This is a genomic window from Rhizobium esperanzae (assembly GCF_002204185.1).
In the GTDB taxonomy this organism is placed as follows: domain Bacteria; phylum Pseudomonadota; class Alphaproteobacteria; order Rhizobiales; family Rhizobiaceae; genus Rhizobium; species Rhizobium esperanzae.
On sequence record NZ_MXPU01000026.1, the window covers coordinates 1 to 20,152 of the forward strand.

The following is a 20,152-nucleotide window of genomic DNA, read 5'->3' on the forward strand; positions in this document are numbered from 1 at the left end:
GCTCGATGATGCCTTGTCGGGCAGGGTGATGGATCAGTTCGTCAAGTCGCTTGATCCCGACCGCATGCTCTTCCTGCAGGCCGATATCGACAAGTTCATGGCTGACCGCAGCGAGATCGACGATGCCATCGAGCGGCAGGACCTGAAGATCCCGTTTGCGATCTTCAACGCCTATCAACAGCGCGTCGTCGACCGCATGACCTATGCGCGCAGCCTGCTCAAGCAGGGCTTCGATTTCAGCGGCAAGGAAGACTATGCGGTGCAGCGCGACAAGGCGCCCTGGCCGCAGTCGGAAGCCGAAAGCAACGATCTCTGGCGCAAGCGCGTCAAGAACGACTGGCTGCGGCTGAAGCTCGGCGGCAAAGACGACGCGGCGATCCGCGAAACGCTCGATAAACGCTATGAAAACACGCTCGAGCGCGCTTACAAGTTCAAGAGCGACGACGTTTTCCAGTCGTTCATGGATGCCTATTCGAACTCGATCGACCCGCACACCGATTATTTCGGCGCGGCGGCTTCCGCCGACTTCAATGTGTCGATGAAGCTGTCGCTGTTCGGCATCGGCGCGGTGCTGCAGGAGCGCGACGATTACACGACGATCCGCGAGCTCGTGCCCGGCGGACCGGCGCAGCTCTCCGGCAAGCTCGCCGTCGGCGACCGCATCACCGGCGTCGGCCAGGGCAAGGACGGGCCGATCAAGGAGGTGGTGGGCACGCGCCTCGATGAAGTCGTGCAGATGATCCGCGGCAAAAAAGGTTCGGTGGTGCGGCTCGACATCCTGCCGGCCGATGCCGGGGCAGACGGCGTGCATCGCGTCGTCAACCTTGTGCGCGACAAGATCAGCCTCGACAAGCAGGCCGCAAGGAAGACAGTTCTGTCGGTGAAGGCGGGCGAGGCCACGCGCAAGATCGGCATCATCACCCTGCCGGTCTTTTATGAGGATTTCGAAGCCAAGAACAAGGGCGACAGGGATTACAAGAGCGCCAGCCGCGATGTCGCCAAGCTTCTTGAGGAACTGAATCAGGAAAAGGTCGATGGCGTTCTCATCGATCTGCGCAACAATGGCGGCGGTTCGCTGGATGAGGCGATCGATCTCACCGGCCTCTTCATCGGCAAGGGCCCGGTCGTTCAGCAGCGCGCCGGCAACGGCAAGATCGAGGTCAAGAGCGCCGACCTGACAACGCCGGCCTGGACAGGTCCCTTGGGGGTTCTGATCAACCGCGGCTCGGCCTCGGCTTCGGAGATCTTTGCCGCGGCGATCCAGGATTACGGCCGCGGCGTGATCATCGGCGAGCCCAGTTTCGGCAAGGGCACGGTTCAGACGGTCGTCGATCTCGACCAGGTGGTTCACAACAGCAAACCTGAATTCGGCGAGCTGAAGGTGACGATCGCCCAGTTTTTCCGGATCAACGGCGGCACGACGCAGCTGCGCGGCGTCACCCCCGATATCAGCCTGCCCGCATTGTCCGATCCCACGAGCTTCGGCGAGACCAGTTATGACAATGCCCTGCCGTGGGCGGAGATCAAGCCGGCGAAATACGCGCCGGAAGGCGATGTTACGGCCTTGCTGCCGGCTTTGCAGAGCCGCCACGATGCGCGGGTCAAGGGCGATCAGGACTTCCAGCGTCTGTTGCAGGACATCGCCGATCTGAAGGCGCAGCGCGAGAAGGGCGTCGTTTCCCTGAACGAAGCCGAACGCCGCAAGGAAGCGGCGGCCCGGGAAGCTCGGTTCAAGGCTCGCGCCGAAGCCGGCGATGGCGAAGATCTTGCCGGCGACGATGGCCTGCAGGCGGACGAGCGCAGCCTGACCGCCGATATCGCCATGGAAAATGCCCGCAAAAAGGCCAAGGACGTCCTGCTCGATGAGGCTGCCGCCATTGTCGGGGACGAGGCGGATCTGCAGGGCGGCGCTGTAGAGGCAGCCACGAAGCAGCCGGGAAAGGCGGAGCAGAAATAGGCGTAACCAGCGCCGCAGTGCGGGTCCGATCGTCGCAATAGGCTACACCAAGAAGCTTGCGAGCAGGGCCCAGCACATCACTGCACCGTCGGCGTCGAGCTATCGCCAAGCATATCAAGGCTGGGCCGGTTTACTGAGTCCCTTGCGCCTTGACAGCTTTCGGACGCTGGTCGACAGCAAAATCCTCGGTCCGGTCTTCGTGTCGTCGGGCAAGTTGCCTTTCGAAGATTGGCGACTGGTCACCGTGATACCGCGTGCGACCTTTGCCGGTGATATCGATGCAAATACCGAACGAGTGATGTTCATCATTGGCGCCATCGCACTGCTCGCAGCAGTGACTTCGATCCTGTTTGCCAGACACTCTTCACTCGACCGCTATCCCGCCTTGCCGGGCAACGCACCTGATCGAGGGGTTCGAACTCGAGGCCGTTGAGCACCGGCAGCGCCGGAGTTCCTATGTCGACGGCACGGCGAGAGCTTCGAGGGTGCTTGGTGCCCGGCTGTTGCTATAGTGTTCACTTTTAGGCGAAAAAGATCGCATCTATCGATCGGAACTCTGGGTCAGGCTGCTCTCGTCCAGCATGAGCGCTTCGATACAGCATTTAGTTTCGCGCGTTGTCGGGGGCGTGCAGTGAAGCGCCCGCCTTTTCGGCCGCTGCCCGCAGACGCTTGTCTCTGGTCCATAAGGCCGCTCGTTGATCGAGGAGAACGGAGGCCATCAAGTGGGCATCCGTGTAGCCAATGCCCATACTGAAAATGGCGTGGCGATCAATCATCATCATGACTTCGTCGTGCGTCGCAACGAGCGCTTCGCGCTGAGCCGCCAGGAAAGCTATGACGCTGCTACGATCCCGAAGGCTGCCGAGTGCGAGCTCTCCGATAACGGCCGGGTGGCATAAGAGACGATCGTCCTCAATAATCCTACGCAGCTCTGAATCGGCATGCCGGAAATGATCGATCCAGATGGAAGTGTCGGCAAGTATCACTTGGCGGCTGTGCTCCGGCGGCGCGGGGCTGCCTCCGCATCCGGCATAGTTCCGCCGAGAGCGATGAGGCGTTTTCCCGACTCCACACGAACAAGCGTCTCCAACGCTTGGCGGACCAGGGCGGCGGTTTCTTTCGTGCCGGTTAGGGACCGAGCCCTTTCCATTAGGGTGTCGTCGAGATTGATAGTCGACCGCATCGTTTGGTTCCTGATTATGGTGTTATGGATAGCACCATTTGGTGATGAAATCTACGCCTCGTTCTCCACTCCAATACGTCGGACGTCGGATGAGGCGCGGTCGTCGCCCGGCGAGGCAGCCCTCGATCACCCGAGGGCAACAGTTAGCGGGTAGTCCTGCATTTGTATAAGCCTCGGTAATGGTTCAGATTTACTGTGGGTTGACGCTCGACGATACATTTTTTGGGAGCCCTCCAATTGCCTTGGAAGTGACCAAACTTGCTTTTTTACAGTCGCAGGAATACTTTTATTCGGTCGGTCAATAAATCGTCCAACCAGTATTATCTGCGGTGGAGCTATGCCCGAGTTTCACGGAACGAACCGCCTTGCGGCTATACTGCTGATCTTCCTGACAGCATTGGTCTTCCTCGGGCTTGAACGACCCGCTGTCTCCGCATCCGGGGATCAGGATGGCCGGCGGGTTGCATTGATCGTCGGCAATTCCGTCTATAAGACGCTGCCCTCATTGCCCAATCCTGCAAACGACGTCCAGGAAGTCGCGAACACGCTGCGCAGGGCCGGTTTCGACGTGACGATCGGCATCAATGTCGACCGCATCGGCCTCGAGAATACGGTGCGCAGCTTCCTGCGGTCAGCCCATAATGCGGAGGCGGGCCTCATCTATTATTCCGGCCACGGCATCCAGGTCGGCGGACAGAATTTCCTCGTGCCGGTCGATGCGACGCTGGAAACGCCCTATGATGTCGAGACGCAGACCATGCCGCTCGACCTGATCCTGAACCATCTCAAGCAGAATTCGCGCGTACAGCTGATCTTTCTCGATGCCTGCCGCAACAACCCGTTCAATGCGCAGAAATTCTGGATGGCGGAAAAGCTGGAACAAGTCGGCGCGACGCGCGGCCTGGCGCGCATCGACAGCGATCTCGGCAGCCTGATCGCCTTCTCGACGGAGCCGGGCCAGGTGGCGCTCGATGGCGAGGGGGCGCTGAGCCCCTATTCCGAATCCTTCATCAAGCGCGCCAGCGAGCCGAACAAGGAAATCCGCCAGGTCCTGACCGATGTGCGCCGCGATGTGATCGCCATGACCAATGGCAAGCAGGTCCCCTGGGAAAATTCCTCGCTGATGGACAGCTTCTATTTCATCCCGGCCCCGCCGCCGCCGAGCGTCGAACCGATGCAGCAGGTGAGCGTACCGGAGGGGGCCGCCGCGACCAGGCTGCCGATCGCCCCGCCGCATGACGAAACCGGCGCCGCACTGCTCGTCACCCTGAACCAGCTTCCCCAGACCGGCAAGCTCAGTTTCGACGGCAGGCCGGTGGAGCAGGGCGCCAAGCTGCCGGCCGCGGCGCTGACGGCGCTGAGTTATGATTCATCGGGCGTTGCCGCCGGAACGGTCGGGCTGATCGGCTATACGGTCAGCGATCCCTATGGCCAGGCGACGCAGGGCGTCGTCGCCATCACCGTTTCGGCCGATGCCGGCGCCAAGCTCGCCCAACTCGAACAGCAAAAGCAGGCGCGGCTTGCCGACGCCGGCGCCTATCTGAAATCGCTGCCGCGCGAGGTCGACACGACGATCGGCGTCGGTCCCGTCGAAGCCCATCTGCCTGAAGTCCCCGCATCGGTCGCGGAGATGACCTTCAAGGTCGCGGCCCTGCCCGACAAGGGCACGCTGCGCGCCGGCGACCGGGTGATCGGGCCCGGCCACGTGCTCGAAGCAGCCGATATTCCGGCCCTTTCCTACGAGCCGCAGATCGGTACCGAAAACCAGCCTTTCGCGCTGACGCTGCAGGCCGCCAACGACGACCTGCAGCCCGCCACCATCACCTTCAAACCGACGCTCGACGCCTGCGATACCGAAGCCGCCGCCCCCCTCGACCTGCAGGGTGTGACGGCGGGCAAGCTGCCGAATGAAATCGATCCTGCCGTCGCGCTCTCTGCTTGCGAGGATGCGGTGAAGACCTATCCCAGCGTTGCCCGCTTCGTTTATCAGCTCGGTCGCGCCCAGCTTGCCAACCGCGACGCCAAGACGGCCTTTGCGACGATCAAGAAGGCGATGGATGCCGGCCATGTCAGGGCAATTTCCGAACTCGCCTCGCTCTATCTCGTCGGCGCGTCCGTCCCGGCAAATCTCGGCGAATCCAGCGAGATCGCCGCGATCGGCGCGAAGAAGGGCGATCCCTACGCGCTCTATGCCTATGGCAAAAGCCTGTTTTATGGCCGCGGTGTGAAAGCCGACACCGAGGAAGGCCTGAAGCTTATGCTCCGGGCAGCCGACCTCGGCCACACCTATGCAATGAACGAACTTGGCTACATCTTCTCGAACGGCGTCAACATCCCGGCCGACATGGAACGCGGCATTCGCTTTTACGAGTCGGGTCTCAAAAGAGACGACATCTATTCGATGAACAGCCTCGGGATGATTTATCGCGCCGGCAAAGGCGTGCCGCAGGACCTCGAGAAGGCCCTGGCGCTTTTCAAAAAGGCAGCGGATGGCGGCCAGCCTTATGCCCCGCGCAACATCGGCCTTATGTACAGAGACGGTCAAGGGGTGCCTAAGGACGAGGCTGCAGCCCTCTCCTGGCTGGAAATGGGCGCCGAGCGCGGCGACTATTGGAGCGCGTTCGAACGGGCCAAGATGGCCAAGGGCGACGGTTCAGATGCGGAAAACCTCGTGACCGCTGCTCACTATTTCGCTCTTGCAAGCGCACTCAACAGGCCCGGAACCGGCGATCCCAAAAAGCAGTCGGACAAGGAACTCGCATCCTTGGCCGAGCCTGCCAAAAAGAAGGCCGCAGAGGCGTTTTCGGCGGAATTGACTGCGCAGGAACTGAAGGCTCTGCCGAAGACGAAGTCGCTCAACGAGAGGCTGACGCTTCTTGCGAAGGCGACGTGGGCAAAGCGAAATCCGCGATATGATCTTTTTTAAACGGTGTTCCGGGGGCGCCTGACATGACCAGCAAAGTCTTCATTCGTGTACTCCTCTGCTCGACCTTCATCGCCGGCTCCGGCGTCATGCTGCAGGGCTGCATCTTCGACCCCGGCGGCAAGACGCTCTTTGCCAATCAGGAGCCGGCACAGCCGACCCGCAAAAAGACGCCGACCGTGAAAAGGGTTGTCGCCAAGAGCAACGACCAGGAGTCGACTTTTGCTCGATCGGACAAGGGTTCCGGCGGCTCAAGCAGCTCATCCGGAATGGGCGGCGGCTCCGACAGTGGTTCCGGCAGTGACTCCGGCGGCAGCGATCCTGGGGGCGGCGATCCTGGTTGGTCGGATCGGCGTCTAAAGACGGATATTCGTCGCCTCGGCACGTCCCCTGCCGGCATCCCGATCTATGCATTCCGCTACATCTGGGGCGGCCCGCTCTTTGTCGGCACGATGGCGCAGGATCTTCTGCTGATCAGGCCGGATGTCCTGTCTCAGGATGCAACCGGATACTACACGGTGGACTATGCCAAGCTCGATATCAGAATGATCTCGATACCGGACGAGCTTTCGCTGGCTTCACTGGCGACAGGCGCTGCAGTCGCGGCGCTTTCGGTCGATGCTGCAAAGGCGCAGCCCGCGATCGGACTTCCCGATTTCGTCTTGCAAGATGTTCAGTTGGCAATCTGATCCAGACGCCCGTGCTGGCGCAACGCTTGTTTACGCCCAGCCGAAGCCCCCTGATCCCCGGCCTCAGCCATCCAACCCCTTGAAGCGCACCGGCTGATAGCCGCGCAGCAGCAGGCTGCCGAGCGAATAGGTGTTGCGGCAGACGCGGCCCTTGCAGGCGTTGGGCGTCGCCTCCATCACCTCCACCTTGCGGTCGTCGGTGAAGCGCATGAACAGCATCACATGTGACCCCGGCCGGTTCAGTGCGTCTCCCGGCTGCAGCGACCATGGATCGGCAAGCCGCCGGGTAATGCTCGGGATCGCCCGCGTCGAGACATGCATCTTCAGCCCCCAGGCTTCGCTGACGAAGCCGGAGCAGTCAACGCCGAGAATATTGGTTTGCGGCGCGCTCTTGGTGCAGACATTGCCGGCCGTCTGGCCGTCGATGACCCCATTGGTGAAATCCTCGAGCGGCGTCTTGCAGCCCCAGCAATAGGGCACGCCCTTCACCGTCTGGCCGCGTTTGCCGATCAGGTAGAATGGCCGGCGCAGCCGGTTCATGTTGACGCAAGCCGGCCCCGGATCCTTGCCATAGGCCGCCGGCGTCACCAGCCAGTTCAGCGTCTCGAAGCCGATCGCCCGCTCGATGACGTCGCCGCGCGATTTCGGCAGGATCGCCACCTTCGGCAACTTTCCGGGTTTGGCCGCAATCGCCGGCTTGGCCGGCTTGGCAACGGCGAGCTTGCGGCCGGGCGCGCGCCCCTCGAGTTTCAGCACCTGCGCCCGGCTCTCCCCAGAGCGGAGAAAAAGCACGTCACCGCGCGGGCCGATCGCCACGAACCGCCTGGAAAAGACCGTGTCGGCTTCGATCGGCAGATCATAGACGCGCTCCAGCATGCCATTCGGCGTGAAGCGCACCACCAGCATGCCCGTCCGTTCCGGCCGCTCGGCGGGCAAGAGTTCGACCAGCGCATAGGGTCTGCCCGTGGTGTCGATGTCGAGCAATTCGACGGTGCCGATGCGGTCTTCCCCGGTGAGCTGGAGGGAGAGGAAGTTCTCCTCCGAGCTCGCGCGCCGCAACAGGATTTCCGCCTTGTCGTTTGCCGCCGAAACTTCTGCAACGATATCGCCGAGCCCGCGGCTCGGCACGTATTGAACAACAGGCGGGCGGGTTTGCGGCCGGCTGGTGCTGCGGCCGATCTCGTCGACGATGCTGTTCAGCGGCCCCGGCGGCAGCGAACCCATCGAGGCGAAGACCGAGCGGGTGTAGTCGTCGGCATCGCCGCCGTCGATGGCGCGCAGGGTCTGCGAGCGGCCATCGGCGCCGGGGGAGCGCTCGAGCGGCACGATGCCATCGGACCAGAGGTAGAGCTCGTTGTGGACGACGGCGAGATCCTCCGGCGCCGTATTCTCCGGCAGCGGCAGGATCTCGGGATCGGCCTGCGAGCGTTCGCCGTCGACGGCGAGCACGCGGCCGTTGTTCTGGTCGAGGATGTAGACGGTGCCGTCGTCGCCGACGGTGATCGCCGCCGGCCCGGAGGCCTCGACCTCCTCATTGGCGGAAATGATGCCGACCGAACGGGCGCCGTCGCCGCTCGGCAGCTCGATCATGAGAGTGTCTTTTGCGAGGACAGGCCAGGCGATTGCAATCGCCGCGGCCATCAGAATATGCGAGCTGAAACTGCGCATTGCCGTGAACCCCGAAACAGGATCATCTTGGGCCATGCGGGCCCCAATCTGAAGCCTGTTCACAATTAAAGAGTGAGAGAATGATGTCGTCCGAAAACCGTTCACGTTTTTCGGCATCATGCCCCAAGTCCTTAAAATGTTAGGATAGAAGCGGCTCGTCAGCAAGGCGTTGCTTTCCAAACGATTTGGAGATCGGCGTCGGCGATAGTACAACTTCATCGTCTTGAAGTTTTAGTGGCAGGGAAGCCTATGCTGGACTGGAACGGTGACGAACTGGCGCTCGACGTCAGCCTGTTGGAGCAGGTGCGCGCGGCAAGGATCGGGTTTTCCGATCGTGTCTGCGCCGCCTCGGCCAGCAAGGATGAGAAACATCTGGCGCAGCTGCGCTCCGAGCCGACCTATCTGATGGCCGAGTTTCTCTATTCGATGAAGGTCTTCGGCATCAACACGGCCGATGATATCGAGCGCTTCGCCGATCTGCACAATGATTACGTGGTGTCGCTCACCCGCGATCCGGCCAAGCTGCAGCGCCTCGGGCTTTCGCAGGACCGGGCGCTGGCCTCGATGTTCACCGCCGATACCAAGCCGCGGCTGATCCAGAACTGGACTGAGAAAGCAGGCGCCATCGATCAGTCCAATCTCGCCCGTTTCCTGGTCGCCGTCATGTCGAGTGAGACCTGCCGCAAGACGCTGATCGATTTCGAGAAGGCCGGCTTCATGCAGCGCAAGCGCTCGCCCTATGGCACCATGGTGGTCTGGTCGACCGGCAGGATCGAGGAAATCTTCGGCGAAATGCTGCGCAACCTCCGCCTCGGCCTGCAGCAGCTGAAGATACTCTGAGCTCTCTCCACCCGATTTCACCCCTCCCAATCGATTGGCGCCGAGCGCCGTTGCCTTCCATCCGGCCTCTCCCTATTGTCGTTCCAGAGCAATTCCAGCAAAAGTGTGCAGCGGTTTTGCGTTCGGAATTGCGTGTAAACATAGAGATAGAGCAATTCCGTACAAAAGACGGAACTGCTCTAGTCGCGCGATGGCGCCCTTGGACGGATGTGACGACGATGACGAAATCCCGGCTCATAAGCTTGTCGATCGGCCTGCTGCTTTCGCTTGAGATGCCCGGGCTCGGGCATGCCGGGCCGGTCGAGGATGCGCTGGCGGCGCGAAACCCAACGCTTGCCGCGCTGCGCCAGCACGATGAAAAGGCTTTTGCCGCAGCCGTTGCGATCATCGCCGACCATGAAAGCGCCGAGGGGCTGACGCCCGGTCAAGGCAAGCTGCCGGAGACGAAATCGCCCGGCCGCGACATGGGCTCGGGCTCCGGCAAGGAATTCACATCAGACAATCCGGATATTCTCTGGCTCTACAATTCCTCGCCGGAGGGAATGAGCGACCTGATCTCGATTCTGAAATCAGCCGGCCAGAAGCCGAAGAACTAACCGTCTTTCTCCAGTCCAGTCCGACTATAAACCGACGCCGGATATTGCCGGCGGTGAGTCTTGCGCGCCTTCGCCTTCGCACAATCTTCCCGGCTCCAAATAATTTGTAACCCTCCCTCAAGCAAGACAGGCAAAGCCATCCCAATTTCACCGGTCAGTGCTATTCTCATCTTCAGCACAGTGTGAGATTGTTCGAAGGGGGAGGTTCCGATGCTCAGCCGCAAAGCCATCCTAGCCGCAGCCACATGTCTTTCGCTTTTTTCGCCGATCCCCGAGGTCGGGGCGCAGAACGAACGCACGCTGACGGAAGCGCCGGCTCAGAGCGGACCTGTCAGCATCACCTTCGATCGCGCCGAGGCGAGATACGCCATCGGCGAAGTCGTCGGCCTCTTCATCCAGTCGACTGAGAACGCTTATGTCACGGTGCTGAACGTCTCGCCGAACGGCTCCGTCACCAAGCTCTTCCCGAACAAATACCAGACCGATGCCCTCGTCGCCGCCGGCAAGCGCGTGCAGGTGCCGGATCCGGCAAGCGGCGCCAGGCTGCAGGTTTCGGGCCCGGTCGGGCAGGAGCAGATCAAGGTCTTCTATTCCTCCAAGCCGCTGACGATCTTCGCCGATCTCGGCGGCAGCGGCAGCGGCATGTTCCGCTCGATCGACGGCGGCATGGATGCCGTTTCCCGCAGCCTTGAGGAAGCCCGCAGCCTGGGCACCAAGATCAGCAGCAAGACGCTGACGCTGACCACCGTCGACAGCACGGCGGCCCTGCCGCCTCCCGCCGTCCCGCCCGTCGCCGCCGTTCCCGCCGCAAAACCCGCCCCGGTCGAACAGGCGGCAAAGCCGCCCGTTGCACCGAAACCGCCGGCCGCTCCGAAGCCGAAGCCGGCCGTCAAACCCGAGGTCGCCAAGAAGCCTGAGGTGATCGAAAAACCGAAGCCGGCGCCGAAACCCGTCGAACAGGCGACGACCCAGCCGCCGAAAAAATACAAGATCGTCACCAACCTGGCGCCCGGCCAGGAGCTCGCCGCCGATGAGCTGGAACTGATCGGCCCGGCCGACACCACCGCCTCCACCCGCCCCAGCCAATATAAACAACCGAGCCAATATCAGCAGCCGTATAAGCAGCCGTCCCAGTCTGCCCAGACCAAGATGCCGAAATTGCCGATGCCGCAGATCAAGATGCCGCAATTCAAGCTTCCCGGCGGTTTCAGCATCAAGATGCCGCCGCTGAGCTTCGGCCGTTCGGCCGAACCCGGCCAGGCCGGCGAGGAGATCGAGGTTGCCAATGCCGATACGCCGGCCTGCAACGCCCTGCTCGACAAGCTGAACACCGCCGTTGCCGCCAAGGACATCACCGCTGCCGCTTCCGAGGCCGATGCCATTGCCGTCAGCGCCGATTGCGGCCAGTTCCAGGTGAACGCCCAGCGCCGCGTCGCAGCCCTCAGGCTCGCCGCCGCCCAGGAAATGATGGCGGCCGACAGGCCGGTCGCCGAGTATGAACCGCTGCTCGTCGCCGCCGACAGCCCGCAGGTGCTCTGGCAGGCCTCCGCCACGCTCGGCGAGATCTATTTCTCCGCCCGCCGCTTCGCCGATGCCGCCGCCGATTACCAGCAGGCGATCGAGATCATCAAGAACGAGACCCGCACGCCGAAGGCGCCGCCGGCCGATACGATCTCCGATCTCATCCAGCGCGCCGCCCAGGCCCGCATCCTTGCCGCCAACCCGACCAGCGACAACCCGCAGGGCAGCTTCGTGCCGGCCGAGAAGGATCACCGCAGCGGCGTGCTCGGCGGCATCTATTCGGAAAATGTGCGCGGCATCGTGCCGGTCTCCATCCCGGTGCCGATCACCTTTGATTTCGACAAGTCAACCTTCACCTCGATCGGCACCGAGGCTGCCCAGGAATTGCTGGAAGCGCTGAAGGAGCAGAAGCCCGGCCGCGTCATCCTCATCGGCCATACCGATCGCAAAGGCGGCGACGATTATAATCAGAAGCTCTCCGAGCGCCGCGCCCAGGCCGTTGCCGATTTCCTGAAGAACCACGGCATCGACGCCACGATCGACGCCGAAGGCCGCGGCGCCTCCGAGCCGGTGGACGTGACCGCCACCGCCAACCTCACCGAAGACGATATCGACGCGCTCAACCGCCGCGTCGAATGGCGCCGCGAATAGAGGGGGCGAGGGGGAACCGGCCATGTCCACATTCGCTCCCATGGCCGCCGCACTCGCCCTTCTTTCACTCGCGGGCACGGACAGCCTTGCCAGGACGATCGAAGCTCCCGAACGCGGCACGGTCAGAGCCGTTCTGATCGGGATCGATCTCTATCGTAATGTCCCGCCGCTGCACGGCGCCGTCGCCGATGCCGAGGATCTTTCCCTGTCGCTGCGCTCGCTCGGCGTCGAGGACATGACGCTGTTGAAGAACGGCGCGGCCGACCGCCAGGGCATCTTCGATGCGATCGGCGCCGTTACTGAAAGGGCAGGCGAGGGCGATCTCGTCGTGCTCGGCATCGCCGGCCATGGATCGAGCGAGCCGGAGCGCGTCAAGGGCTCGAAACCGAGCGGCCGCGACGAGGTCTATGTGCTGGCCGGCTTCGATACGAGGCTGCCGGGATCGCGCGAGCGCATCTTCGGCGACGAATTCAAGGTGCTGATCCACAGGCTGGAAGAAAAAGGCGCCGAGGTCCTGTTCATTGCCGATACCTGCCATGCCGGCGGCATGACCCGTAACGTCGATCCCCGCGGCGCCGAGATCACCTGGCGCCAGGCGCCGTCCTATACGATCGAGGAGGATGACCTCGCGCCGATTTCGACGACAACAGATGCGCTCTCCACCAGCTTCGACTACAAGCGGCTGACCTTCCTGGCGGCCGTCGACGACAACACCAAATCGCCGGAAATATCGATTCCCGGAATTGCCGAGAAGCGTGGCGCGCTGAGCTATGCCACCGCCCGCGCCTTCGAAGGGGCGGCCGACCGCAACGGCGACGGCACTGTGACCCGCCGCGAGCTGTTCGAATATGTGCGCCAGTCGGTCTATCAGTTCACCGACCAGCGGCAGAACATCTTCACGCAAAGCCCGCCTGGGTCGGATCTCGACCGCGCCGTCGTCTATGCCTACGACAAAGCAGGCCCGGCGGAAGCGCAGAAATCGAATGTGCCGCCACCGCCGCCCCAACCCGCCCCGATCACCCTTGCCGCCCTCGGTTCCGAGCCGGTGCTGCAGGATATCGCATCAGCCGTCACGCCGTTCACGCTGACGGACGAAGCCCATGCCGAACTCGTCTTCGATCCGCAAAAGCGCGAGGCGATTGCCGGCGGCGATGTCGTCGCCTCCGAAGTCGGCGCCGGCGACATGCCCTTCGTCGTCGACCGGATGGCCGCGCTCGACACGCTGAAGCGGCTGTCGGAGACCAATCCGCAGACCGTGCGGGTGACACCGTCCGACAGGGTCCATCGGGACGGCGAGCGCGTCGGCGTCACGGTTTCCGATCTGGCCGGGCGCAAGCTCGTGCTTTTCGACGTCACCGGCGATGGAACGGTGCAGTTCCTCTATCCCGGCGAACGGGAAGCCGATGCCGAGATGTCCGCGACGTTCGATCTCGATCTTTCCGTCGTCGCCCCCTTCGGCACCGACCTGCTCGTCGCCGTCACCTCCGAGACGCCGATGCCTGCTCTGGTCGAATTCCTGAAACAGAACGACAGGCGCCGTACCGCCGGCAACATCGCCAGACGCCTCGGCGAGCTTCTGCCCGAGGGCGCGCGCGTCGGTTTCACGGTCCTCTATACCTCCGCCGGAGCCAAGCTATGAGCACGTCGATCAGCAAGGTCCTCAATGCCGCCGCCGTCCTTCTGCTTCTGGCCGCGCCGGCGTTTGCGCAGCACGATACGGATTTTGCCGGCGAGGATGGCGGCCGGGTGATCGGCGGCCAGGCGGCGAAAAAAGGCGAATGGCCCTGGCAGGTGAAGATCCTGGCGCCCGATCCCGAGCAGCGCGGCCGCTTCGGCGGCCATTGCGGCGGCTCGCTGATCTCGTCGCGCTGGATCCTGACCGCCGCCCATTGCGTCACCAGCGGCCGTTCCGGCAAGCAGGATCTCTTCGCCCGCGATCTCCTGATCGTCGAGGGAAAGTCGAAGATCGACAAGGTGATCTCCGTCGACGGCCCCGATAAGCCCGGCCTGTCGGTCGAAGATGTGATCATTCACGAAGATTTTGATCGCAAGGTCTTTGCCAACGACATCGCCCTCATCAAGCTCGCCGAACCCGCCGTCTCTAAACCGGCAATCCTGGCCTCCGCCTCGGACGAGGCCGTGGAAAGCCCCGGCCACACCGCCGTCGTCACCGGCTGGGGTTACACCAAGGCCGATCACGGCTGGGATGACAAATACCTGCCGACCGAGCTGCAGGAGGTCGAGCTGCCGCTTGTCTCGCGCGAGGATTGCCGCGCCGCCTATCGCGAGAGCTCGATGCGCATGAACCCGATCGACGAGCGCAATGTCTGCGCTGGTTATGCCGAGGGCGGCAAGGATGCCTGCCAGGGCGATAGCGGCGGGCCGCTGGTCGCGCAGCGCCCCGACAAGCGCTGGATCCAGCTCGGCATCGTCAGCTGGGGCGCCGGCTGCGCCGAGGCCGAGCATTACGGCGTCTACACCCGCGTCGCCGCCTTCCGCGATTGGATCGCCGCCAAGACGGACGGCGACGTGCCGAACGCGCCCGACACCTCAGCTGCTTCCGCCGGCGACCAGGTGGCGGCGATCGGCACCAAGCGCCGGCCTGCTCCCAGCGAGACGGCGGCCGGGATGAAGCAGAAACAGACGCCGGCCGCACAGATCGAGGCCAACCTTGCGATCACCACGCCGCCCGACGGCACGAACGCGCCTGCGGGAACGACGGAGACTCCACCAGCCGCTTCACCCGACGGCAGTCAGCCCGAGGTTCAGGCGCCGGCCGCCGAGCTGCCGATGGCCGTGCGTTCCCCCGGAGACCGCGCGCTTCTGATCGGCATCGACGATTATGAGATGCGCGAGGCGAAGCTGACGGGCTCGGTCGACGATGTGAAGGCGATGCAGCTCTTCCTGGTCAAGACGGTCGGCTACCGTCCCGAACAGATCCATACGCTCACCAACCGCAAGGCGACCCGCGCGGCGATCCTTGCCGAAATCGACGATTGGCTGGTGCGCCAGTCTGAGACCGGCAGCCGTGTCTTCCTCTATTTCAGCGGCCAGGGCTCCGAGGAAATGGGCGCCGAGGCGACGACGAGTCCGACGCTGGTTGCTGCCGATGCCAAGCTGGTGCGGGACGGCGGCAAGGTCACCGTCACCAACCAGATCCGCGAGACCGAAATCGCCGCCCGGCTGAACAGCCTCAAGGACCGCCGCGTCACGCTGCTGATCGATGCCTGCCATGTCGGCCCCGGCAGCCGCAGCGCCGTGGCGGCGCCCGCCGGCGGCACGGTGCGCTGCCTCGGCCCGGCCCTGGCATCGCTGCAGCCGCCGAACCGCTCCGGCAAGGAAGCGAAATTCTCCTTCGGTGGCGAAACGGCGATGGTCTGGTCGGCTGTCAACGCAGGCCAATGGGCGCTGGTCGATGCCGAGGCCAAACCACCGCTCGGCGTCTTTACCCGCCGCTTCATCGAAGGCGTGCAGGAAGGGGTGGCGCGCGCTTCCGACAAGCCAGAGGTCAGCAACGCCGCCCTGCTCGATTATGTCAGGCGCAAATCCGACGAATATTGCCGGGCCCATTCTGGGGACTGCCGCTTCACGCCGGTGCCGCAATTCTACGGCCTGCCGGATGCGCTCGGCCGCGACGTCGTCACCGGCGAGGAGGCGAAGACACCGGTCGCCGCCGTCGAAAACACGTTGAAGACCGACAACGAGGCGGGCGTTGCCGTCGACGTGCTGCCCGGTACCTCGGTCAGCATCGGCGACAAGGTGGCGATGCGCGTCTCCACCAAGAAATCTGGCTACCTGATCCTCGTCGATATCGACGCGGCGGGCAAGCTGACGCAGCTCTATCCGAACAAGCGCTCGATGGGCCTGAAGCCGACGGCCAAGGGCGGCGACAACCGGCTCGATCCGGCCCGGCCGGTCGTCGTGCCCGATGCCCGCAATCCCTATATCGGCTTCGAATATGTGGTGGAGGGGCCGGCCGGCGTCGGCATGGTCGTCGCCATTCTCAGCGACAAGCCGATCGAAGTGCTCGACCTGCCTGACGTGCCGACACCGCTCGTCGGCCAGCGCGCCGCCTTCAACTATGTCTACGACCTCGCCCGCAGCCTCAGGATCGTCGGCGACGACGAGACCGGCGTCCAGGGCAAATGGTCGTTCGATTCCAAATTCTATCGCATCCGCTGAAAGAGGAGCGAATGATGTCGAAATCCATTCTGCTGGCGGGCCTTGCCGCTTCCCTGATGGCGCTGGCGCCCGCCCATGCGGGCGACGGCACTGACACCAGCGCGGTGCTTGCCGCCCAGGCCGGGCTTGCCGTCGACCTGATCGACCGCACGCTGGCGCAGGAAGGGGCGGCCAACATCATGGTATCGCCGGCAAGCCTTGCCGCCGCGCTCGGTCTCGCAAGCCTCGGCGCCTCGGACGCGGGCAAGGCGGCGATCGCCAGGGGGCTGGGTTTCGGCGATGCCGTCAAGGGGCCGGAGAAGGTGCTCGACGAGATGAACCCGAAGATACCGGCAGCGGCCGACGCGCCGCTGGCTTCAGGCGTTGCGATCGTCTTCGACGACAAGCTGGCGCTCGTTCCCGATGCTCTCTCTATGCTGGCCGAGCACCGCATCAGGCCGTCGATCGAGGATCTCGACCAACCGCAATCCGTCGAGCACATCAATGGCTGGGTCAGGCAGGCGACACGCGACGCCATTCCGGCGATCCTCGAAACGCCGCCCGGCGGCGGCTTCATCAGCCTCGGGGCGCTCTCCTTCAAAGCCCGCTGGAAAACCGCCTTCGAGGCCGCAAGCCCGGCAGCCCCATTCCGGCGGCCGGACGGCTCGACGGTCTCGGTGCCGATGATGCATCTTGCCGGCGACGGCCAGAAATTCCGCGTCGACGACCGCTTCGCAGCCGTCGACCTCGCCTATTCCGGCGAAACCTACCGTATGGTGGTGATCGCGGCGCGCTCGGAAAAGGGCGTCGGCGGCGCCGATCTCAAAACCCTTGCCTCCTGGCTTCAGGGCGAGAAATTCGAAGCCGCCAAGGGCGAAATCTTCCTGCCCCGCTTTTCCCTCAACGACGGGCGTGATTTGATGCCGACACTCCACGCGATGGGGCTTTCGCCGGAAAAGGCGAGCGATGCGGCTTTTCCCGGGTTCACCACGGAAAACATCAGCTTGTCGCGCGTTCTGCAGAAGACGATGATCAAGGTCGATGAGAATGGCACGGAAGCGGCGGCGGCAACGGCCGTGGTCACCGAGCGGAGCATCGATCCGAACATGGTGCGGGTGAGCGCGGATGCCCGTTTCGCCTTCGCGCTGCGGGACACGAAGACCGGCCTCTTTCTCGCCGCCGGCCTGATCGGCGATCCGCTTCTGGCGGGTGAATGACATGCGCTTTGATGAAGACAAAATGGCAGGGGGACACGTGCATGAGAAGTGATCTGATCGCCCGCTACACGATCGGCGAGCCGGTCTATGAGAACGAGTTCATCGTCTATCCGGCGCAGGACAAGCGGATGGATCGTTCGGTCTTCATTGTCGCGCCTGACGTGGCGCTGAAACTGGACAAGGCTCGCTTCGAGCGGGTCTGGACCTCGGTCAACGAGGCCAAGTCGCTGACGGCGCGGCGCTTCGTCGAAATCGAGGACCTCATCCCGCCGTCGCCTGAGGACGACAATTTCTACATCGTCGAGAAGCGGCCGTCGAAGACGCTGCACCAATATCTCGAGGAAACCGAGATGGTGGCCTATGACCGCGCCATCGAGATCGGCCGCCACATCCTCGAAGGGCTGGCGACGCTGCACGGGGCGGGTTACGCCCACAATGCGCTGACCGACCAGTGCATCTACGTGTCGGAGGATTATTCCGGCCTCTCGGTGCGGATCGGCAACCTGCACCTGATCTCCAGGATCGGCGAGCACATCATCCCCCCCTATGCGCCGGAATTCGGCGCGCCGGAGATCTATGCCAGCGGCACCTTCTCCGCTTCCGCTGCACTCGACATCTATGCGATGGGCATGATCGCCTACAAGCTCTTCCTGCCACGCCAGACCTATGCCAGCGTCTTCGACAGCGTCATGGTCTGGGAGGACGAACATCAGCGCGAGCAGAGCTGGAAAAACATCCATCTCGACCCGTCCAACATCTTCCCGCGCCTCGACGTGCTGATCCCCGGTTTCCCCGAGGGCCTGGCCAGCCTGATCGAGAGAATGTTGAGCCGCGACCCGGCCCAGCGGCCGCGCATGGGCGCCGATGCGCTCGGCGAATTCAGCCGCGTCACCACCGGCATCCAGCCGATGGCCTGGGATCCGCGCGGCGGCATGCCGCAACAGCCGGAAACCCCGAAGCGGAAGAAATGGACGCTTGCGCATTTCTCGATGATCGGTGCGCTGCTCCTGATCTGCATCGGCGTCGGCGTCGTCACCATCCCGAAGCTGCTGCGCCCCGATCCCAAGCTCGTCGCCGATGTCGGCACCTGGAAGAAGGAGGCCGAAAGCCGCAGGGACAAAGCAATCGCCGCCAAGGCGCCGGAACGCCCCTCGGGCGACGAGGCGAAGCTCTCCTATGATGCCGGCGCCGGCGCACTGACCGAGGCCAATGCCGCCCTCAAGGACGAGGACTATAAGAAGGCACTTCCCGGTTACCAGAAGGCCGCCATCAGCCTCGGCAAGTCACTCATCGCCATCTCGAAAGAAAATGCCGAAAAGGCCAAATCGGCCGCTGCCGCCGCCGGTGGCGACAAGGCCCCGAGTTTTGCCGAGGCCGACAGCAAGATGAAGGCTGCCGCCGACAGCGCTGCCGCCCAGCAGATGCACGGCGCGGTCGATAACTATGAAGCCGCCAAAACGGCTTACGACGATCTCGCCAAGGGGCTGACCGCACTGACGGCCGCCGAAAAGGACGCCGCGGCAAAACGCGAAACCGTCACCCGCATCGGCGCCGGCGACAGCCCCGATGTCGCCAAGGCGAGCGGCCTGATGACCGAGGCCAAGGCCAAGGCCGAGCAATGGCAACTGCCGGTCGCGACTTCGAACTACACCGACGCCGCTAAACTCTTCGCCGCGCTGATATCGGATGTCATGGCGGCCAAGGATGAAGCGACGGCGCTGAGGCAGAAAGTCACCGATCTCCACGCCTCGCTGACGACGCGCGCCGGCCCCGCCGATCCGACGCTGACCGCGCTCGCGCCGAAGCTGACCGAGGCCGACGGCCGCTACACAGCAGAGGCCTACAAGCTCGCCATCGCTTCCTACCAGCCGATCCTTGCCGATCTCGAAGCACTGGCGGCGCGCGGCTTCTGCCCGGTTGCCCCGAATGTCGTCTTCGAGACCATCCCGGCCGGCAGCTATTCACTCGACAATGTCCGGCTGATGACCTCGTCGCTGAAGGAGCTCGGCGGCATGCTCGGCGTCGCCAATGGCGCCGTGAAGGTCGAAAAATCCTTCTGCATGCAGGCGAAAGCGGTGACCCGCGCCGAAATGGCAGAATATTACACCGCCAACGCAGACCCGGCCTCGGCCCAGGCCTATGCCGGCAATCCCGAGCAGCCGGCCGACGACGTGCCGCTCGCCGAGGCGCAGAACTATACCGCCTGGCTGTCGAAGCAACTGAACGCCCCCGTCCACCTGCCGTCGGCGACGGAATGGATGGCCAGCGCCGTCAAGCTGACGACGGAAAAACTGCCCGACAACGGCGACATCATCCTGCAATGGAGCGCCACCCCCTGCGAAGCCGGCGGCAACGTCGCCTTCATGGCCCAGGAAGGCTCCACCTTCGTCGTCTGCTCGGATGCTTCGGCCGGCGGGATTTTTCGGGTGAGCGCTGAGTTGCGGTGAGGGCGGCGACCTGGAAAATGAAAAGGGAGATTGGTGTGCCACTGACAACTGAGTGGGATGATTACAGGATGGCGCGTCTCGTTCGGGAAGTGTTAGCGGGCTTGCTCCCTCTTCTCCCCTCGGGGGTCCGAAGGGCGGGTTGAGACCCGTGGCTCAACCCCGGTCGGTGGCCCGTAGGGCGGATGAGGGGGCCACGCGGCACACCATTCATGAGCCCCTTAAGCTGCTTCCATTCGCTATAGACGATACGCGATGCAACCGCTTGGTTGAAGGAACTACCGAGTTAGCCTGCTTGAATC

14 protein-coding genes are annotated in these 20,152 nt (G+C 63.5%); 11 read left to right on the top strand and 3 right to left on the bottom strand.

What is annotated here, in order from left to right; genetic code table 11:
* Both B5E41_RS27685 and B5E41_RS27690 read left to right on the top strand, forming a co-directional pair.
* Positions 1-1,957, top strand: a 1,957-nt coding sequence (locus B5E41_RS27685) for a carboxy terminal-processing peptidase (protein ID WP_141098815.1), incomplete at its 5' end; no start/stop codon positions are given.
* Positions 1,958-2,099: 142 nt separating this feature from the next.
* Positions 2,100-2,390 (top strand): hypothetical protein, encoded by a 291-nt coding sequence (locus B5E41_RS27690; RefSeq protein WP_245303165.1) that lies wholly within the window; start codon positions 2,100-2,102, stop codon positions 2,388-2,390.
* Positions 2,391-2,559: 169 nt separating this feature from the next.
* On the opposite strand, the gene B5E41_RS27695 is transcribed toward B5E41_RS27690, so the two are convergent.
* Both B5E41_RS27695 and B5E41_RS27700 read right to left on the bottom strand, forming a co-directional pair.
* On the bottom strand, positions 2,560-2,943 hold the full coding sequence (locus B5E41_RS27695; protein WP_088396901.1) for a type II toxin-antitoxin system VapC family toxin: 384 nt from the start codon (positions 2,941-2,943) through the stop codon (positions 2,560-2,562).
* Positions 2,940-3,140, bottom strand: coding sequence for a type II toxin-antitoxin system VapB family antitoxin (locus B5E41_RS27700; protein ID WP_088396902.1), 201 nt, complete (start codon positions 3,138-3,140; stop codon positions 2,940-2,942). Before B5E41_RS27700 ends, B5E41_RS27695 begins: the two co-directional genes overlap by 4 nt.
* A gap of 337 nt (positions 3,141-3,477) precedes the next feature.
* Here B5E41_RS27700 and B5E41_RS27705 point away from each other — a divergent pair, with 337 nt between their 5' ends.
* Together B5E41_RS27705 and B5E41_RS27710 are read left to right on the top strand one after the other, a co-directional pair.
* A complete protein-coding gene (locus tag B5E41_RS27705) occupies positions 3,478-6,066 on the top strand; it encodes a caspase family protein (protein ID WP_088396903.1) in 2,589 nt (862 codons plus the stop codon).
* A 23-nt stretch (positions 6,067-6,089) separates the two neighbouring features.
* A complete protein-coding gene (locus B5E41_RS27710; protein WP_088396904.1) occupies positions 6,090-6,752 on the top strand; it encodes a tail fiber domain-containing protein in 663 nt (220 codons plus the stop codon).
* 63 nt (positions 6,753-6,815) lie between these two features.
* Here B5E41_RS27710 and B5E41_RS27715 read toward each other — a convergent pair whose 3' ends face one another.
* Entirely contained in the window at positions 6,816-8,420 is a 1,605-nt protein-coding gene (locus B5E41_RS27715) for an NHL repeat-containing protein (RefSeq protein ID WP_088396940.1), read from the bottom strand.
* Between the two features lie 249 nt (positions 8,421-8,669).
* Here B5E41_RS27715 and B5E41_RS27720 point away from each other — a divergent pair, with 249 nt between their 5' ends.
* From B5E41_RS27720 to B5E41_RS27755, 7 genes are all read left to right on the top strand, one after another.
* Positions 8,670-9,260 carry a hypothetical protein gene (locus B5E41_RS27720; protein ID WP_088396905.1) on the top strand — a complete coding sequence of 197 codons (591 nt, stop codon included), beginning with the start codon at positions 8,670-8,672 and terminating at the stop codon, positions 9,258-9,260.
* Between the two features lie 218 nt (positions 9,261-9,478).
* Positions 9,479-9,856 carry a hypothetical protein gene (locus tag B5E41_RS27725; RefSeq protein WP_088396906.1) on the top strand — a complete coding sequence of 126 codons (378 nt, stop codon included), beginning with the start codon at positions 9,479-9,481 and terminating at the stop codon, positions 9,854-9,856.
* A gap of 210 nt (positions 9,857-10,066) precedes the next feature.
* The gene (locus B5E41_RS27735; RefSeq protein WP_088396908.1) at positions 10,067-12,028 is read left to right on the top strand and encodes a DUF4384 domain-containing protein; all 1,962 of its coding nucleotides are present in this window, start codon (positions 10,067-10,069) and stop codon (positions 12,026-12,028) included.
* Positions 12,029-12,050: 22 nt separating this feature from the next.
* Positions 12,051-13,667 (top strand): caspase family protein, encoded by a 1,617-nt coding sequence (locus tag B5E41_RS27740; protein ID WP_088396909.1) that lies wholly within the window; start codon positions 12,051-12,053, stop codon positions 13,665-13,667.
* The gene (locus tag B5E41_RS27745) at positions 13,664-16,210 is read left to right on the top strand and encodes a trypsin-like serine protease (protein WP_088396910.1); all 2,547 of its coding nucleotides are present in this window, start codon (positions 13,664-13,666) and stop codon (positions 16,208-16,210) included. The genes B5E41_RS27740 and B5E41_RS27745 overlap by 4 nt, the downstream gene beginning before the upstream one ends.
* A gap of 14 nt (positions 16,211-16,224) precedes the next feature.
* Entirely contained in the window at positions 16,225-17,406 is a 1,182-nt protein-coding gene (locus B5E41_RS27750; protein WP_088396941.1) for a serpin family protein, read from the top strand.
* A 41-nt stretch (positions 17,407-17,447) separates the two neighbouring features.
* Complete coding sequence (locus B5E41_RS27755; protein ID WP_088396911.1) at positions 17,448-19,853, top strand: protein kinase domain-containing protein; 2,406 nt, start codon at positions 17,448-17,450, stop codon at positions 19,851-19,853.
* Positions 19,854-20,152 lie beyond the last annotated feature (299 nt).

What these genes read in the sequence shown, in the direction of transcription:
- B5E41_RS27700 (WP_088396902.1), bottom strand. Translation starts at nt 3,140, where the DNA reads ATGCGGTCGACTATCAATCTCGACGACACCCTAATGGAAAGGGCTCGG.
- B5E41_RS27705 (WP_088396903.1), top strand. Translation starts at nt 3,478, where the DNA reads ATGCCCGAGTTTCACGGAACGAACCGCCTTGCGGCTATACTGCTGATC.
- B5E41_RS27710 (WP_088396904.1), top strand. Translation starts at nt 6,090, where the DNA reads ATGACCAGCAAAGTCTTCATTCGTGTACTCCTCTGCTCGACCTTCATC.
- B5E41_RS27715 (WP_088396940.1), bottom strand. Translation starts at nt 8,420, where the DNA reads ATGCGCAGTTTCAGCTCGCATATTCTGATGGCCGCGGCGATTGCAATC.
- B5E41_RS27720 (WP_088396905.1), top strand. Translation starts at nt 8,670, where the DNA reads ATGCTGGACTGGAACGGTGACGAACTGGCGCTCGACGTCAGCCTGTTG.
- B5E41_RS27725 (WP_088396906.1), top strand. Translation starts at nt 9,479, where the DNA reads ATGACGAAATCCCGGCTCATAAGCTTGTCGATCGGCCTGCTGCTTTCG.
- B5E41_RS27735 (WP_088396908.1), top strand. Translation starts at nt 10,067, where the DNA reads ATGCTCAGCCGCAAAGCCATCCTAGCCGCAGCCACATGTCTTTCGCTT.
- B5E41_RS27740 (WP_088396909.1), top strand. Translation starts at nt 12,051, where the DNA reads ATGTCCACATTCGCTCCCATGGCCGCCGCACTCGCCCTTCTTTCACTC.
- B5E41_RS27745 (WP_088396910.1), top strand. Translation starts at nt 13,664, where the DNA reads ATGAGCACGTCGATCAGCAAGGTCCTCAATGCCGCCGCCGTCCTTCTG.
- B5E41_RS27750 (WP_088396941.1), top strand. Translation starts at nt 16,225, where the DNA reads ATGTCGAAATCCATTCTGCTGGCGGGCCTTGCCGCTTCCCTGATGGCG.
- B5E41_RS27755 (WP_088396911.1), top strand. Translation starts at nt 17,448, where the DNA reads ATGAGAAGTGATCTGATCGCCCGCTACACGATCGGCGAGCCGGTCTAT.